This window comes from Paenibacillus sp. GCM10027628 (assembly GCF_042676385.1).
Lineage (GTDB): Bacteria > Bacillota > Bacilli > Paenibacillales > NBRC-103111 > Paenibacillus_E.
In genome coordinates this window covers 98698-113812 of record NZ_JBHTHA010000017.1, presented here as the reverse complement: position 1 = coordinate 113812, position 15115 = coordinate 98698, and the positions used below count along the sequence as shown (strand labels likewise).

Below are 15115 nucleotides of genomic sequence, written 5' to 3'. Positions count from 1 at the left end.
GGAGCTGGCCGTAAGTATCCAGACGGATACTATTTATATAGAAGAAAGGCCGCTATACCGATTCAAAATTTTAACGATCCGGAAGCACTTGGGCTGTGCCGAAGACATTTTCGACGGTCTTATTGAAATCCGTCAGCAGCGGCATTAAAGAATTACCCTTCCAGCTCTCCTGCGCATAGTTATTCATTTTATTCAGAAAATCACGATTAGCGGATATATACACATCCATTAGGTTGGGCTGCAAGCTGCGGATTTTCTCTGCGATGGTTTGTTTGAAGCGATGCGAGAGCAAGTCATGATGAACGGCCGTTTCATAATTATTAACGCCTTTATTCAGATCATTCGAAGACATGGTATCATCATGAGGCGCCCGATCATTATAAAAACCTTTGGTTGTCCCTTGATTGTTTGTCTCCAGGGTCGTCCCTTTCGTGCCGGTCGCTGTGCGGTCGATCATTATCGCTACATATGCATTTTGATCCGTCGTCATGACGATGGCCGTATTGACTCCATTCAATGCATTTAACTGATTGGAGAGGAACTGGTTGTACTCCAGCTTTTTATTATTGTGGGTGACGGGTCCGGCGAGCTGCTGAGTCTGGTAGGCTCTCTCAGATTCTGTCGAACCTTGCGAAACGTTTCCGAAATTAGTGTGATCCGGACTTCTTCCATATTCTCTTCCTTTTTCAGCACATCCGGATAAAAGCAGCAGAAGGAATATCATTCCATAAATCGGAAAACATAACTTTCTGAGCATAATAAACAGACCTCCCATTTATGTCGTTATGTCATTAGGATGGGATGTTTCCGGTCTTTTATTCGCCTGTTCAAATATACGCATTTATGCATAAAGAGGTGGTTGTATGGAAATGACGATGAAGGGAAAATATATGGCTGGAGAGCGGTTTAAGAACAATTTGTGAACTTCTCTACAGCGATTGACAAAAACTTTTCACGAATTTATATTTAATAAAGTGTGATTTTGGTAAATTGACATGTGCGTGGCCTTTGTGGTAAAAATATTGGTTTGAAAAGTGGGGTTGATACAATGAGTCGATGGAAAAAGATGTGGCGTCTAATACCCCTTTTTGCGGTGATGACGTACTTGCTAACGGGATGCGGAGACCCGACCCTTTCTGCTTTGAATCCGAAAGGTCCTGTAGCAGAAGAGCAGCTTTTCTTAATGAAATTAAGTCTCTTTATCATGATTTTTGTCGTAATTGTCGTATTTGCAATTTATTTGTATGTGCTGGTGCGTTTTCGCAAACGTAAAGGCGATGACAGCATTCCTAAACAAGTTGAAGGTAACCACGTGCTGGAGATTATCTGGACCGTTGTTCCGATTCTGTTGCTGCTAGTCCTTGCCGTACCTACAGTGTCCTACACGTTTAAGCATTCAGCTAACCACACAAAGGACAAAGATGCCATTCATGTGAAAGTAACTGCACATCAGTTCTGGTGGCAGTTTGAATATCCCGAATTAGGTATTTCTACAGCTCAGCAACTCGTTATACCTAAAGGCAAAACGGTCGCCTTCGAGTTATTGTCTGCCGATGTTAGCCATGCTTTCTGGGTGCCGTCTCTAGGCGGTAAAGTCGATACAAATCCAGGAGCCATAACTAATACCTTATACTTGCAAGCTGATGAAATTTCTACTTTCCAAGGCAGATGCGCGGAGCTTTGCGGAGCTTCTCATGCCTTGATGAACTTTACTGTAGTGTCTAAGAGCGAAGCTGATTTCAACGCTTGGGTAACCAAAATGAAAACGCCTGCTACAGTGCCTGCAACTGCACAAAAAGGTGAAGAGCTCTTCAAAGAAAATTGCATGACATGTCATGCTGTGAATGCTAACGGTCCTGGTGTTGCGCCGAACCTTAAAGGTTTCGCAGATCGCGATACGCTCGCAGGTATTCTGGAGCACACTCCTGAGAAAATGGCATTGTGGATACATAATCCTCAAGAACAAAAACCGGGCAACAAAATGCCGGCCTTCGGTAAAGAGGCAGGCGGCAAGCTCGACGATGCCCAAATCAAAGACATTGTTAATTACTTACAAACTTTGAAATAATCAACTTCTCGGGACAAAGGAGGTAAATACGTTGGCTCATTCTCACACAGCTAAAAGATACAGCGGACTGATGGATTGGCTCACTACCGTTGACCATAAGAAAATCGGAATTCTGTATTTAATAGCAGGCGGCTTCTTCTTCCTCGTCGGAGGTTTGGAAGCGATACTGATTCGGATTCAGCTCGCGTATCCCGATCAACATATTTTTATCGGGGATACATTTAACCAATTAACAACGATGCACGGAACGACGATGATCTTCTTTGCGGCAATGCCGATGATTTTCGCTTTCATGAATGCTATCGTTCCTTTACAAATTGGTGCGCGTGACGTTGCTTTTCCTTTCGTTAACGCACTCGGTTTCTGGCTGTTCTTCTTGGGCGGCGTACTTATGAACACAAGCTGGTTTTTGGGCGGCGCGCCTGATGCCGGTTGGACCGGATATGCGCCATTGTCATCCATTACGGATTCAAGCTGGGGCGCAACGCTGCAACACAATTTGCAAGGTACGGATTTCTATGTGCTTGGCTTGCAGATTGCGGGTATCGGTACACTGATCGGGGGGATTAACTTCCTCGTAACGATCATTAACATGCGTGCTCCTGGTATGACGTATATGCGTTTGCCAATGTTCACATGGACGGCTTTTATCACTTCGGGTTTGATTGTGCTTGCTTTCCCGGCAATTACTGTCGCGCTCGTTGAGCTTATGTTTGACCGCATTTTCGGTGGCGCATTCTTTGATGCAGCCAGAGGCGGTAACAACGTTTTATGGGAGCACTTGTTCTGGATCTTTGGGCATCCCGAAGTTTATATTTTGATTCTACCTGCTTTCGGTATCATTTCTGAGATTGTATCTACTTTCTCGAAAAAACGTCTTTTCGGTTACAGCTCCATGGTATTCGCAACCGTATTGATCGGTTTCTTAGGCTTCATGGTTTGGGTTCACCATATGTTTACAACAGGCTTAGGTCCTGTAGCGAACTCGATTTTCTCCATCGCTACGATGGCAATTGCAGTTCCTACCGGTGTGAAAATCTTCAACTGGTTGTTCACGCTGTGGGGCGGTCAAATCCGTTTCACAACGGCTAATATTTTTGCAACAGCGTTCATCCCTACATTCGTTATGGGCGGAACAACAGGGGTTATGCTCGCGATTCCTGCGGCTGACTTTCAATATCACGATACGTACTTCGTAGTCGCTCACTTCCACTACGTTATCGTTGGTGGTCTAATTCTTGGCTTGTTCGCAGGTCTATACTACTGGTGGCCTAAAATGTTCGGCCGTATGCTGAATGAAACGTTAGGTAAGTTCCATTTCTGGTTCTTCTTTATCGGTTTCCATATGACATTCTTCCCTCAGCATTTCTTGGGATTGATGGGGATGCCACGACGTGTCTTTACTTACCAGCCAGGTCATGACCTCGAAATGGGTAACTTAATTAGTACAGCAGGCGCATTCTTGATGGGTATCGGTACATTGATCTTCTTGATCAACATCATTGCTACATCGACTAAAGCTAAAAATGCACTTGCAGATCCTTGGGATGGTCGTTCCTTGGAGTGGGCGATTCCTTCACCAGCTCCAGAATATAACTTTAAACAAACTCCGCTTGTTCGCGGTTTGGATGCGCTTTGGAAAGAAAAAATGGCAGGCAATAAAGAGATGATTCCGGCTGAACCTGTAGGTTCGATACATATGCCGTCTCCATCGATTCTGCCGCTTACAATGTCGCTCGGATTGTTTATCGCAGGCTTTGGCTTTATGTATAAACACTACATTATCGTCGCTATCGGTATGGCGATTACACTGCTCAGCATGTTCTTGCGTTCCGTATTTGATGACCATGGCTGGCACATTGAACCTGAAGAGCTTGAAGACAAGGGGGGAAAAGCGTGAGTACTCATCATACAGGCGTTCTGCCTGCGCACCCGGAAACGGCAACCCTTGAAGGGAAAAATAAGGTACTTGGTTTCTGGCTATTCCTTGGCGCCGAAGTTGTATTGTTCGGCTGCTTATTCGCAACATACATTGCCCTTCGCAATTCGGTTCCAGATGGTCCTACGGCAGATGAGCTTTTCAAGCTTAATACGGTTGGCTGGTCAACCTTCATTCTCTTAACAAGTAGTTTAACAAGTGTATTTGCCATTATGGCCATGCACAGACAAAAGCTTGGACAATTGCTGTTCTGGCTATTGATCACCGTGTTATTCGGTCTTTCGTTCTTGGGCATGGAGATTTACGAGTTCAATGAGTATGTGCATGAGGGCCACAAATTCGTGACCAGTGCATTCTCCACATCCTTCTACACACTTGTTGGATTCCACGGAGCTCACGTAGCTTTCGGTGTTACTTGGATCACATTGTTGATCTTGCAAGGATTGAAAAAAGGTTTGACAGTCGTTACAGCGCCGAAATTTTATGTAGCTGCTCTGTACTGGCACTTTATTGACTTGGTTTGGGTATTTATCTTCACAGTCGTATATCTGATGGGGAAGGTGGGGCATTAAGATGAGCAATAATTCTCATGAAGCATCCGCACCTAGCAAACGCCACAAACCTGAATCACCATTAAATCATTACCTGTCTTACATTATCTCGATTCTGCTCACAATGTTGGCATTCGCTGTCGTACTGTACGGAGATTTGGATCGCTCATTTATCTTGATTTTCATCGTGACGCTTGCTTTGGTGCAGGCGTTAATACAGCTCTTCTTCTGGATGCATGCCAAAGAAAGAGGACATTTGTTCCCGCTGATTTTCCTCGCAGGAGGCGCATTTGTAGCTCTGACTGGTGTAATCACGGCTGTATACTGGATGTGGTGGTAAGAAAGAAGGAAGAGGCAACTTTGTCTTGACAAAGTGCCTCCTCTTTTTTTAGGTTTATGGGGATTTCCCCAAATGTAAAAGGACTATGCCTCGAAGGATTTCTTCACTACTGGGGGCTATATATGGAAGGAGATAGACATAAGCTATGAACCAAATTGGCGGTTTTTTCGATCTGTGGAGTCCTGTTTTGCTGCTGGTGGTCATGATTGTCGGGTATGTGTATAGTCGCTTAGTCGCTAAGGGAAATGGTATATCTACAGATGCGGAGCCGGTTACGGTTAAGCAGAAACTATCTTTCTATACCGGGCTCGTCCTATTCTATATTGGACAGGGAAGCCCGATTAATTACATTGGACATCACTATCTCTTTAGCATGCACATGCTGCAGCAAACGATGCTTTATTTAGCCGTTCCTATCTTCATTTGGATTGGGACGCCGGCTTGGATCATTCGTAAGCTGCTGAAGAATCGAGTGGTTAACGCTTTGTTTTCGTTATTAACGAGACCGCTTATTGCACTGTTTTTGTTTAACATGCTCTTTTCGATCTACCATATGCCATTTATTATGGATAGCTTAATGCGGAATGATCTTCTGCAGCTAGGCTACCATACGGTCCTAATGATCTCAGCCTTTGCGATGTGGTTCCCAGTGTTTTGTCCGGTTCCTGAGCTGAATCGCCTGAGTGAGTTAAAAAAATTGGCTTATATTTTCGGAAACGGTATCCTCCTCACACCTGCGTGTGCACTTATTATTTTCGCAGATACGATCATTTATGATATGTATACGAATGTAACGGTTCCCTTCGCTCATTTGTCGCCTCTTGACGATCAGCAGTTAGGTGGCGTTATTATGAAAATTCTGCAAGAAATTATTTATGGAGCGACGCTCGCTTATATTTTCTTCAGATGGTACCGCAGAGAGCGCAAAGAGGACGAAATCTCGGATAGTTATGAAGCTCAGGATAACTTGAATCAACAAGGCGGCAACTGGAATCGCGCCTAAGAAAGGAATTAGGAAGATGCATATTTTGCCAACGATATCTACGACGTTTATCGTTATTAGCGCCATCTTGGTTGGCTTCGGATGGTATCATATAGTCAAGGGACACAGGGAGACGCATCAAAAGCTCATGGTGTTCGGTGCGATCTTCGCACTGGCCTTTTTCATCATTTACATGTCCAGGACGTTGTTCGAAGGGAACACGGCGTTTGGCGGACCGGAAAGCTTAAAGTTACCCTATCATCTGTTCTTGTTCTTTCATATTACCCTGGCAACCGTTGGCGGTGTGCTAGGACTGATTACGCTCTGGCTAGCTTACAAGCAAAGATTTCTGAAACATAAAAAAATTGGTCGCGTGGCCGCAATCATCTGGCTGCTCACAGCGCCAACTGGCGTTGTCGTATACGTGATGCTTTATATACTATATCCAGGCGGCACGACAAAACCTGTGTTAGATGCGATTTTTGGATTATGATAGAAGACTGAATGACGTGATTTCATCACATCGTTCAGTCTTTTTTTTCAACAGAAGGGGCAGCCGCAGGAAAAATAGAATCGCAGATGGTGATGTATTACGTGCTGGTCTATGGCATGCTGTTCATGCTGTATTTAGGCGTCATCATCGGCTTCGACAGGTCAGCCACCATGAAAGTTGCAAAGCGATTTACAACAAACAGCAAGTGCACAGCTGTAGCGATGTTTTTCATCGTTGCAGAGGCGAGGGGGAAATGGAATCGTGTCTCGAACGATGTTTTGAATGCTTACAAACGAGAAAAAGCAGTCTTGTACGCTGAGCGAGGCTCTGGAAAGATGTATATCATCGTAAGAGACATGTCGGGATGTGGGAATCGAGTCTCAAACGATATTTTTCATCTTTACAAACGAAAAGCTGAAGGATTGACAAAGATAAGTTCGTTCCCAATCGTACGGCTTTAGTGTGATCAAAGGGTATCAAGTTGTAACTGCGGATGTCAAATCTGATGGGTTTGGCCCTGAAAATGTTGAAGTAAAAGCAGGAGTCCCGACAAAAATTGAATTTAAAAAGCAATCAGGTTTTACGTGTATAACAAACGTTGAATCTCAAGACCTGGGTATAGATGTAAATCTTAAGATAGGAGATAATTTCATTACATTAAATGACCTGAAACCGGGAACGTATAAATACCACTGTGGGATGTACATGTATTATGGAACTATCACCGTTAAATAATACCATGTCCCCAATTCAAGGGGTTAATCCGAATTTAATCTGTTTTTAAGGAACAGAGTCTATAATAAATTTGTTTTTGAACTTTAAAGGAGAACCGCTTATTCCAGGGTTCTTCTAATTTTATTAAAAAGCTATAAGCAAGAAGATGATTAGTTTGTTCATACGTAGGAGGATATGTCATGAAGCTAGTGGTGATAATCACCGTTATGTTCGTAGTTGTGTTAGGCCAAGTAGGAATTGTTTATGGAGACGACAATCCACCGGCTATTTATAGCGGCACAGGTGTTGTAATAGATAGTTCGACAGGCGAAATTCTCTATCAAAAAAACAAAGATGAACAAGCGTATCCTGCTAGCTTAACGAAGCTGATGACGGCTATCCTCCTAGAGGATAACATGACAGACGGGGAATGGATGACTGCGAGTAAAAAAGCAACGCTGCAAGAAGCGAGTAATTCTGTTTTTAATTTAAAAGTGGGCGAGAAGATGCAAAAAGAAGAAGCTTTAAAGGCATTGCTTGTAATCTCTGCCAATGATGTGGCGATGATGATTGCTGAACATATCGGTGGCGATGAGGCGACTTTTGCCGCGATGATGAATAAGAGGGCAGCTTCGATCGGCATGAAGCATACCCATTTTGTCACACCTAACGGTTTGCACGACCCTCAGCATTTTACGACTTCCAATGATTTGGCTCTGCTGGCCAAAGAAGCCATGAAGTACCCGGCTGTTATGGAAGCGATGGGAACCGAAAAGACGGCGGTGAAAACGGACCAACGGCAAGTGACGATAAAAGATCGCAGCTTCATTTTTCAGAATCCGCTAGCTTTGGGCGGAAAAACCGGTTTTACAAACCAGGCTCATAACACTTTAATCGAGTATATGAAAAAAGACAATAAAACTGTCATCGCGGTTGTAATGAAGTCATCGCGTGGAAATGAATATCACGATGTGCAAACGATAGGCAATTTTGGACTCGACCATATTGATGTGCAGCGAATGTTTCAAAAAGGGGATGTCGTCGGTGAGACGAACTTTGATGGTACGAGCGTTGAAGGTGCCCTTGGTAATTCCTATGTGCTAACCAAGCTAAAAGGCGATGCCGCCGATTATACGTATACGCCTGTATTCACGCAGTGGCAAAGCGGGCAAAAAACGATCGGTGCAGGAGAGGTTATTGGCGCTTATCAAATTAAGAAAAATGGGGAATTGCTGACGCAAATCCCTATCGTGTCTACCAAAGAAGTCGCTCCTATTGATCCTCCCAAACCTAGCAGTGGGGTGGTTAGAACCACATCCATGTGGTGGCTTTGGGTGGCCGTTGGTATGCTACCTTTTGCATATGGCTTATTCAGTTTGAGTCAAAAACGAAAACAACGAAAGCGTGCGTCGGCATCCATGCTCTCAAATGAAAAATATGGTGCCTGAATTGGAACGTTCATAAGTTAAGATGGTGAAATCAGGATTTCAGGAACTTCTAATGGAGTTACTTTTTTTCAGCGAGCCAACGGGTAAGATTGGCGACGTCCTCGTTTTTTAACTGAGTTTTGAAGGAAGGCATAATGCCGCCACCGGTTTCGATTTTTTTATAAATTTGCTCAGTGGAGAGCTTGCCTCCGACTTTTTGCAGGTTCGGTCCTGCTCCACCCTGGAGTTCTGTACCATGACAAGACATACATTTTTGCTTAAAAGTAGTTTGCGCCGAATTGGCATCCAAAGTGCCTTCCGGCATCTTAAATGAAGTTTCTGTTTTTTGCTCAGCGGTTGTATGAGTGGCTGCTTTCTCAAATAAAATCCCTAGTCCAAGTACGGCTGCTGAACAGAAAAGTGCGAACATGATCCATTTTTTCATCATGATTAGATTCCCCTTCTTGTTATTTGGTCAATTGAACGATAGCCTTCTCAATAGCCACATTATCCATGTTTTCTCCCATATCAAACACTTTTCGGATGAAGCCTTCCTGATCAATGAGAAACAGGGAGCGAATGGAATGCGCGAATTGTCCGTCCTTTTGTTTCACTACCATAAGACCGAAATCATTGGCAATCTGCAGCGACTTCTCCTCCGTCCCGCGAAGCATTTGCCAACCTGCCCCTTTGTCAACCCCAAGCATCTTGGCATATCGCTGCAAGACTTCGGGCGTATCTCGCTGCGGGTCAAAGGTGATGCTTATAAATTGCACTTTGCTCCCAAACACCTTTTTCTCTTTCAGGTTATTTTGCATAAGTACCATGTTGGAAGTCGTGGCAGGGCAAATGTCCGGGCAGCTGGCGAAAAAGAATTCAACCAAACGAACCTTGCTATTGGATTCGCTTAAGCTCACATTTTGCCCCTGCAGGTTTTGCAGCGTAAATTCAGGTGCTTTCTTCATTTTCGGAAAAGGGTCGCTGCTTTGTTTGAGCCAGTACACGGTATATGCAGAGATGATGACGATTAAGAGTAGAACGAATGCTTTAAACCAGTGTTTTTGAGCCCCTTTGACGAATGGCATGATGAACTTCTCCTTGTTCCAGTTTATATGAAACCATTTCTTTGGCATTTGTTCCTAGCTATTATAACCACTGGAAACAAGTCTGCCATGACTAGAAAGTGCTATGCCAATCATGAATTTTTGAATATTCCATGACGGTCATTCATTTGAGAGCGCTTAATAGCTCTTTCGAGTCATTTTGAAATAGGTGTAATTGAGTATAGTAGTTATAGTGACGATGAAAAGGTGAATAGCATGTCTTACAAACAAATCAAATGGCTTATATTGATTGTTCCAACCCTGACGCTCACTGTGTGGGAGTATACACGACACCATATTTTCTTAGATCACATCTCTATGGAGCTTGGAAATTGGCTATCCCCCCTAATTGAACTGGCAGTCAGTATTATATTCTTATTAAAGTTATTCTCGATGTTGGAGGCGACACAAGAAGAGCTCCATCGGGAACGATCCCGTCAGGCGGCATTAAAAGAAAGGGAAAAAATAGCCCGAGAACTTCATGATGGCATTGCCCAATCCCTCTTCCTCATGTCGGTGAAAATGGATCAACTAGCGCTAGGACAACAGGATGAAGAGCAAGCGGAGCGGACGAATGGGCTGCGAAAAACCGTTCATCAAGTCAACGAATACGTCAGACAAGCGATTTCGAACCTGCGTTATCCGACTGATCTTGACGCCTTGCCATGGATGCAGTTTTTGGAGAATATGGTGAATGATTTCACCACTGAGACAGGCATTCAAGCATACTTAAATTGGCGGATCTCTGAGGAACTGTTGTCAGCGAAGGAAAAGGTAGAGCTCTATGCATCGATTCGAGAGGCGCTGCTTAATGTGCGCAAACATGCACAAGCCCAAAATGTCTGGATTCAAAGCAAGGAGGATGGCGGGAATTGCTGGAGTTGCATAGTGGAAGATGATGGAGTCGGGATGGAAGGGGATCCTTTTTATCACCAGGACCGATATGGATTGAAAATTATGAATGAAAGAGCGGCTGAGATGGGCTGGATGCTTCAATTTACGCGAGATCACGGCAAAACGAAAGTGGAGATTCGGAAGGAGGCATCCAAATGACACAGCCGTTTCGTGTTTTAATTATAGACGACCACCATCATGCCAGAGAGGGGATTCGTAGTATTTTAAGCATGGACGCTTCATTTGATATCGTTGCCGAGGGGAAGAATGGAGCGGAAGCGGTCAAGCTCACGGAAGAATGGATGCCTGACCTGATATTGATGGATATTAACATGCCGCAAATGGACGGATTAGAGGCAACGAAGCAGATCAAGGAGAAATTCCCTTACGTCAAAATTGTCATGGTGACCGTATCGGATGATATTACGCATTTGTTTGAAGCATTGAAAAAAGGAGCTCAAGGTTATTTGTTAAAGAACTTGAGTCCTAATTCTTGGCATGAATACTTAAAGGCTATTGCAGTTGATGAAGCTCCAATGTCTAGAGAACTTGCTTTAAGATTACTTCAAGAATTTACCCCGAAGGAAAGACGCTGTGCTCCGAATGCATTGTTAACCGGACGGGAACGAGAGATCCTTGAATGGGTGGCCAGCGGCAAATCCAATCGGGATATTTCGAATGGGCTTGAAATTTCTGAGCATACGGTCAAGAATCATTTGAAAAATATTATGCAAAAGCTGCAAATGGAAAATAGGGTGCAACTAACCCGATATGTGTTTGAGCAGGGCTGGTTAAACAACAAGAGGTCATAAGGAGTGTAAGCTAACACTCGACAAAGGATTTCACATAATTGCCCAATTTTTAGCTCTTTTGAGTCATCCGATTTGGTCAAGTATCCGCTAATATCAATCACATCCGGAAATGAAGCGGGGTAAACATGCGCCCCAATATTAACGAAGAAAGCAGGAATCGAAGTTGAAAAGCAAAATTTTATTATCAATGATTTGTACATTGTTGATATTGTCTATGACCGGCTGCGGTGCAAAGTCAGAAAACACATTGGGAACGGGTACGCCTAAGAACGTTGATTCTGTTGTAAAAGCGGCATCGTCAGATCAGCCTTTTTTGACATTCAAGGATATGGCGGGCCAGGATGTTATTTTACCTAAAAAGCCGGAACGCATTGTTATTCTGGCCACTGAAACGCTTGATTTATTTTATCAAATTGGGGGAAAGGCCGTTGGCCGGGCTAGCGCCCCCGGAACTCCGGTTTCGGATGCAGAAAAAGAAGCTCAGGATGTAGGAGCAATCAATCAAGTCAGTGTTGAGAAGATCGCAAGTCTGCATCCCGACCTTGTAATCGGACAGTATTACTTCAATACCGGTTTGAAGGATACATTTTCTTCAAGTCATGTACCGTTTGCGTTAATGAAAATTACCAGTTATGAGGATGTAAAGCAAGTCGCTAAAATTTACGGGCAAATTCTAGGCAAAGAGTCCGAAACTGATAAGGCGCTGAAGGAAACAGACTCCCGTGTTCAATCCATAGTAAGCCGAGTTCCAGGCCAGTCGCCGACGTTTGCGCAAGTTACGATTATGCCTATGGGCGTTTACATTCAGAAAGGAGGCAGTACGGCGGTAGATATTGCTTCCAGGTTGAAACTGAAAAACGTTGCAGAAGGTATGATTTCAGGGGAAATGCCGGATTACGTGCCCTTTAGCTTGGAGAAATTGGTGGAGACGAATCCGGATTACCTGTTTATGACTGTGCACGGTACGGAGGAATTTGGAAGGAAGAAGCTGAAAGATGATATGGAAAGCAATCCAGCGTGGGCTTCGCTGCGTGCCGTGAAGGAGAAGAAGATCTACTTCCTCCCGTCAGACATTGAAAAAACACCGGGACTGAATCTCGACACCTCATTTGAAAATATGGCAAAACTGGCTTATCCCGATATCTTTGGGAACTAATAAAGTAAAATGCTATTACAAAGGAATGCACTATGGCGTGCAAGTACACTTGTCATCCTTGCAATTTTCGCTCTGGCGGGAATAAGTATAAGTCTTATTTATGGAGCAGTAAAAGTTGATATTCATGAAATTATGAAGTCGTTATTAGGTGAGAAGAGTACATATCACGATATTATTTGGAACATTCGGCTGCCTAGGACAATTGTTGCCGCGCTCGTTGGTATCAGTCTTTCGATATCTGGAGCTTTGCTTCAGGGAATAATGCGGAATTCCATGGCCGATCCTCATATTATCGGTGTATCTTCAGGAGCAGGTTTGTTTGGAATTGGAATTCTCATCTTATTTCCTGCATACGTTAATTGGCTTACGCCTGTTGCGTTCATAGGGGCTATTGGTGCTGCTTTTCTCATTTATTTGTTGGCGTGGCGCGGTGGAGTCAGTCCACTAAGGGTCATTCTCGCGGGTGTTGCCGTTTCAGCTATGCTGAATTCAGGAATATCCGCACTGTTGACCTTTTACAGTGATAAAGTGGGGGGAGCGCTGCTGTTCTTGGTGGGAGGATTGTCAGCTAAAAGTTGGCCGCATGTAGATATCTTGCTTCCGTATACGATTAGTGGGACGCTGCTTGCATTGCTCGGGAGTCAGCATATGAATATTATGGCGCTTGGTGATACACAGGCAAAAGCACTTGGTCTGCGTGTGGAACTATATAGGCTTTATTTTACAGCCATTGCGACTTTGCTCGCAGCCAGTACGGTGAGTATTGTCGGATTGCTTGGATTTGTAGGCATGATTGTGCCTCATGCAGCCCGGTTACTCATTGGCGGCGATTATCGCTGGCAGCTCCCTGCGTGTGTCTTGTTAGGAGTAGCCGTTTTGACCATTTCAGATACGGTGGCCCGTATCGCCTTTGCTCCGATTGAACTTCCAGTTGGGATTGTCATGGGGGCGCTGGGAGGGCCATTCTTCTTGTTTTTACTTCGCAGGAGGGAACCATGAATTTGATCAGCGTGGATAAGCTTTCTATTCGATATGGGGATCGTACCATCATTTCCTCCTTAACAACGGAAATTAAGAAGGGTCAAATTACAACGATTCTTGGACCGAATGGCTGTGGGAAAAGCACTTTGCTCAGAGCTTTGGCGCGGCAGATAAAAATAGATCGGGGAAGTGTACATTTGGACAATAAAGAGATCTGGTCATGGAAGCCCAAAGACCTGGCCAGACAGCTTTCTTTTCTTATGCAACAGCATGAACAACCAATGGATGTCAGCGTCCGTGACTTGGCAGCCTATGGACGTTTTCCCCACAAAAGCATGTTGCAAAGGCTGGATGAGGATGATCAGCAAATCATCAATAACTCACTCAGAGAGACAGGCGTGCTCTCTCTGGCGGACCGAAGCGTAGCTTCGTTGTCGGGAGGAGAAAGGCAACGGGCCTGGATGGCGATGGTACTTGCTCAACAGCCTAGCTTGCTGTTTCTTGATGAACCGACCACATATCTCGATATCAACCATCAGCTTGAAGTCATGGAATTGGTTGTTCAGCTAAAAGAAGCAATGAACATGACCATTGTTATGGTATTACATGATTTGAATCATGCTTCGATGTACTCGGATGACTTGATCATCATGAAAGATGGTGCGATCCGATGCTCAGGGACACCTTTCGAAGTCATAAACGAACAAACACTCTCGGAAGTATTTGGTGTGCAAGCTCGCATAGAAACGGATTTAGATACGGGAAAGCCGTATATTCGTTCTATGAAATTGGCTGCGCCGACATATGAGTAGAAACTATGGATTCCTTCTCCAATGAAAATGTAGACCTGCAAAATTGGGTATACATTTTTTTGTTCACCTAGGCACTCACTTTATTCTGGGTGCCTGAATACTCTAACTTAGGTTGGAGGTAATGTTAAAATGAACCAAGATAACAGTAATCCAAATCATTTTTTTGATTTTGAGCAATTTTTTAAAGGGAAAATGCCTGATATTCCCTTAGATCAATTAGGTCATCTTGATTGGATCCAAAATTATATGCAGGCAGCCTTAAAAAATTTTATGAGGTCGTATGGAAATGGAAGTGGAAAGAGTTCACAAGAAGAACTTCAGGTCGATACTTCTGAGACGGATCATCATCTTATTATTAAAATAAGAACTCCGGAAACCATGAATCTAAACCATGTAAGGGTGCTCGCCAGCACAAGTGATTTGAAACTGAAGGGTTTGCCTGGAAAGAAAGAACAAGTGATTCAATTGCCGACACTCGTCCATTCCACAAGTGGAAGAGCATTTGTGAAAGATGGCCTTTTAGAAATTAAAATACGAAAACAAAATGCGGATGATAGCTATCACGAAGTGATCATGCGAAAGGTATGAAGATTGCGTATAAATGAAAATGAGAGTAGCCTAGTTCAATATGTTCTAGGCTACTCTCATTTCTAACTCTCTTAAATTACCAAACCATACGAAGGATAATGACGAGAAGGATGAAAAGAACCAAAACAGTTGCAGTAGAAGTATGAAGGCCTGAGAAACTCATACTCTCTCCCCCTTTCCATCAAGATACTATATTCTATGATATTCATTCCTAAAGTGCTTGGACATTAGAACTAGAGATAGCCATTCGAGCTA

General features: G+C 43.8%; 19 protein-coding genes. 15 read left to right on the top strand and 4 right to left on the bottom strand.

Annotated elements, in window-relative coordinates:
* Positions 1 to 70 precede the first annotated feature (70 nt).
* Positions 71 to 757 carry a hypothetical protein gene (locus ACFQZT_RS16090; RefSeq protein ID WP_379301588.1) on the bottom strand — a complete coding sequence of 229 codons (687 nt, stop codon included), beginning with the start codon at positions 755 to 757 and terminating at the stop codon, positions 71 to 73.
* 291 nt (positions 758 to 1048) lie between these two features.
* Between ACFQZT_RS16090 and coxB the strand changes: the two genes are divergently transcribed.
* From coxB to ACFQZT_RS16045, 9 genes are all read left to right on the top strand, one after another.
* Positions 1049 to 2068, top strand: a complete 1020-nt coding sequence (gene coxB / locus ACFQZT_RS16085; RefSeq protein ID WP_379301586.1) for a cytochrome c oxidase subunit II — start codon at positions 1049 to 1051, stop codon at positions 2066 to 2068.
* A 31-nt stretch (positions 2069 to 2099) separates the two neighbouring features.
* Complete coding sequence (gene ctaD / locus ACFQZT_RS16080) at positions 2100 to 3968, top strand: cytochrome c oxidase subunit I (RefSeq protein WP_379301584.1); 1869 nt, start codon at positions 2100 to 2102, stop codon at positions 3966 to 3968.
* On the top strand, positions 3965 to 4579 hold the full coding sequence (locus ACFQZT_RS16075; RefSeq protein ID WP_379301582.1) for a cytochrome (ubi)quinol oxidase subunit III: 615 nt from the start codon (positions 3965 to 3967) through the stop codon (positions 4577 to 4579). Before ctaD ends, ACFQZT_RS16075 begins: the two co-directional genes overlap by 4 nt.
* A 1-nt stretch (position 4580) precedes the next feature.
* Positions 4581 to 4898, top strand: coding sequence for a cytochrome C oxidase subunit IV family protein (locus tag ACFQZT_RS16070; protein ID WP_379301580.1), 318 nt, complete (start codon positions 4581 to 4583; stop codon positions 4896 to 4898).
* Between the two features lie 145 nt (positions 4899 to 5043).
* Positions 5044 to 5901 carry a cytochrome c oxidase assembly protein gene (locus ACFQZT_RS16065; RefSeq protein WP_379301578.1) on the top strand — a complete coding sequence of 286 codons (858 nt, stop codon included), beginning with the start codon at positions 5044 to 5046 and terminating at the stop codon, positions 5899 to 5901.
* Between the two features lie 16 nt (positions 5902 to 5917).
* Positions 5918 to 6373: a DUF420 domain-containing protein gene (locus ACFQZT_RS16060; RefSeq protein WP_379301576.1), complete on the top strand. Its 456-nt coding sequence runs from the start codon at positions 5918 to 5920 to the stop codon at positions 6371 to 6373.
* Between the two features lie 86 nt (positions 6374 to 6459).
* Complete coding sequence (locus ACFQZT_RS16055; RefSeq protein ID WP_379301574.1) at positions 6460 to 6834, top strand: hypothetical protein; 375 nt, start codon at positions 6460 to 6462, stop codon at positions 6832 to 6834.
* A 1-nt stretch (position 6835) separates the two neighbouring features.
* Entirely contained in the window at positions 6836 to 7108 is a 273-nt protein-coding gene (locus ACFQZT_RS16050) for a cupredoxin domain-containing protein (protein ID WP_379301572.1), read from the top strand.
* A 179-nt stretch (positions 7109 to 7287) separates the two neighbouring features.
* Complete coding sequence (locus ACFQZT_RS16045; RefSeq protein ID WP_379301570.1) at positions 7288 to 8535, top strand: D-alanyl-D-alanine carboxypeptidase family protein; 1248 nt, start codon at positions 7288 to 7290, stop codon at positions 8533 to 8535.
* Between the two features lie 58 nt (positions 8536 to 8593).
* Here the strand turns inward: ACFQZT_RS16045 and ACFQZT_RS16040 are convergent, their stop codons facing one another.
* Complete coding sequence (locus ACFQZT_RS16040) at positions 8594 to 8962, bottom strand: c-type cytochrome (protein WP_379301568.1); 369 nt, start codon at positions 8960 to 8962, stop codon at positions 8594 to 8596.
* Between the two features lie 19 nt (positions 8963 to 8981).
* Entirely contained in the window at positions 8982 to 9599 is a 618-nt protein-coding gene (locus ACFQZT_RS16035; protein ID WP_379301566.1) for an SCO family protein, read from the bottom strand.
* 234 nt (positions 9600 to 9833) lie between these two features.
* Between ACFQZT_RS16035 and ACFQZT_RS16030 the strand changes: the two genes are divergently transcribed.
* The 6 genes from ACFQZT_RS16030 to ACFQZT_RS16005 all read left to right on the top strand — a co-directional run bounded on the left by ACFQZT_RS16030 (position 9834) and on the right by ACFQZT_RS16005 (position 14860).
* Complete coding sequence (locus ACFQZT_RS16030; RefSeq protein WP_379301564.1) at positions 9834 to 10670, top strand: sensor histidine kinase; 837 nt, start codon at positions 9834 to 9836, stop codon at positions 10668 to 10670.
* Positions 10667 to 11323 (top strand): response regulator, encoded by a 657-nt coding sequence (locus ACFQZT_RS16025; protein ID WP_379301562.1) that lies wholly within the window; start codon positions 10667 to 10669, stop codon positions 11321 to 11323. Before ACFQZT_RS16030 ends, ACFQZT_RS16025 begins: the two co-directional genes overlap by 4 nt.
* A 163-nt stretch (positions 11324 to 11486) precedes the next feature.
* Entirely contained in the window at positions 11487 to 12479 is a 993-nt protein-coding gene (locus ACFQZT_RS16020; RefSeq protein WP_379301560.1) for an ABC transporter substrate-binding protein, read from the top strand.
* Between the two features lie 9 nt (positions 12480 to 12488).
* On the top strand, positions 12489 to 13478 hold the full coding sequence (locus ACFQZT_RS16015) for a FecCD family ABC transporter permease (RefSeq protein ID WP_379301558.1): 990 nt from the start codon (positions 12489 to 12491) through the stop codon (positions 13476 to 13478).
* Positions 13475 to 14272 carry an ABC transporter ATP-binding protein gene (locus tag ACFQZT_RS16010; protein ID WP_379301556.1) on the top strand — a complete coding sequence of 266 codons (798 nt, stop codon included), beginning with the start codon at positions 13475 to 13477 and terminating at the stop codon, positions 14270 to 14272. Before ACFQZT_RS16015 ends, ACFQZT_RS16010 begins: the two co-directional genes overlap by 4 nt.
* 129 nt (positions 14273 to 14401) lie before the next feature.
* Positions 14402 to 14860: a hypothetical protein gene (locus ACFQZT_RS16005; RefSeq protein ID WP_379301554.1), complete on the top strand. Its 459-nt coding sequence runs from the start codon at positions 14402 to 14404 to the stop codon at positions 14858 to 14860.
* Positions 14861 to 14936: 76 nt separating this feature from the next.
* Here the strand turns inward: ACFQZT_RS16005 and ACFQZT_RS16000 are convergent, their stop codons facing one another.
* On the bottom strand, positions 14937 to 15023 hold the full coding sequence (locus ACFQZT_RS16000) for a YjcZ family sporulation protein (protein WP_379301753.1): 87 nt from the start codon (positions 15021 to 15023) through the stop codon (positions 14937 to 14939).
* Between the last annotated feature and the right edge of the window lie 92 nt (positions 15024 to 15115).

Bases quoted from the DNA above. Each gene is read 5' to 3' on its own strand.
- ACFQZT_RS16045 (WP_379301570.1), top strand. From the start codon at position 7,288: ATGAAGCTAGTGGTGATAATCACCGTTATGTTCGTAGTTGTGTTAGGC.
- ACFQZT_RS16035 (WP_379301566.1), bottom strand. From the start codon at position 9,599: ATGCCATTCGTCAAAGGGGCTCAAAAACACTGGTTTAAAGCATTCGTT.
- ACFQZT_RS16010 (WP_379301556.1), top strand. From the start codon at position 13,475: ATGAATTTGATCAGCGTGGATAAGCTTTCTATTCGATATGGGGATCGT.
- ACFQZT_RS16005 (WP_379301554.1), top strand. From the start codon at position 14,402: ATGAACCAAGATAACAGTAATCCAAATCATTTTTTTGATTTTGAGCAA.
- ACFQZT_RS16000 (WP_379301753.1), bottom strand. From the start codon at position 15,023: ATGAGTTTCTCAGGCCTTCATACTTCTACTGCAACTGTTTTGGTTCTT.
- coxB (WP_379301586.1), top strand. From the start codon at position 1,049: ATGAGTCGATGGAAAAAGATGTGGCGTCTAATACCCCTTTTTGCGGTG.
- ACFQZT_RS16030 (WP_379301564.1), top strand. From the start codon at position 9,834: ATGTCTTACAAACAAATCAAATGGCTTATATTGATTGTTCCAACCCTG.
- ACFQZT_RS16055 (WP_379301574.1), top strand. From the start codon at position 6,460: ATGGTGATGTATTACGTGCTGGTCTATGGCATGCTGTTCATGCTGTAT.
- ACFQZT_RS16025 (WP_379301562.1), top strand. From the start codon at position 10,667: ATGACACAGCCGTTTCGTGTTTTAATTATAGACGACCACCATCATGCC.
- ACFQZT_RS16015 (WP_379301558.1), top strand. From the start codon at position 12,489: ATGCTATTACAAAGGAATGCACTATGGCGTGCAAGTACACTTGTCATC.
- ACFQZT_RS16065 (WP_379301578.1), top strand. From the start codon at position 5,044: ATGAACCAAATTGGCGGTTTTTTCGATCTGTGGAGTCCTGTTTTGCTG.
- ACFQZT_RS16090 (WP_379301588.1), bottom strand. From the start codon at position 757: ATGCTCAGAAAGTTATGTTTTCCGATTTATGGAATGATATTCCTTCTG.
- ACFQZT_RS16060 (WP_379301576.1), top strand. From the start codon at position 5,918: ATGCATATTTTGCCAACGATATCTACGACGTTTATCGTTATTAGCGCC.
- ACFQZT_RS16040 (WP_379301568.1), bottom strand. From the start codon at position 8,962: ATGATGAAAAAATGGATCATGTTCGCACTTTTCTGTTCAGCAGCCGTA.
- ACFQZT_RS16070 (WP_379301580.1), top strand. From the start codon at position 4,581: ATGAGCAATAATTCTCATGAAGCATCCGCACCTAGCAAACGCCACAAA.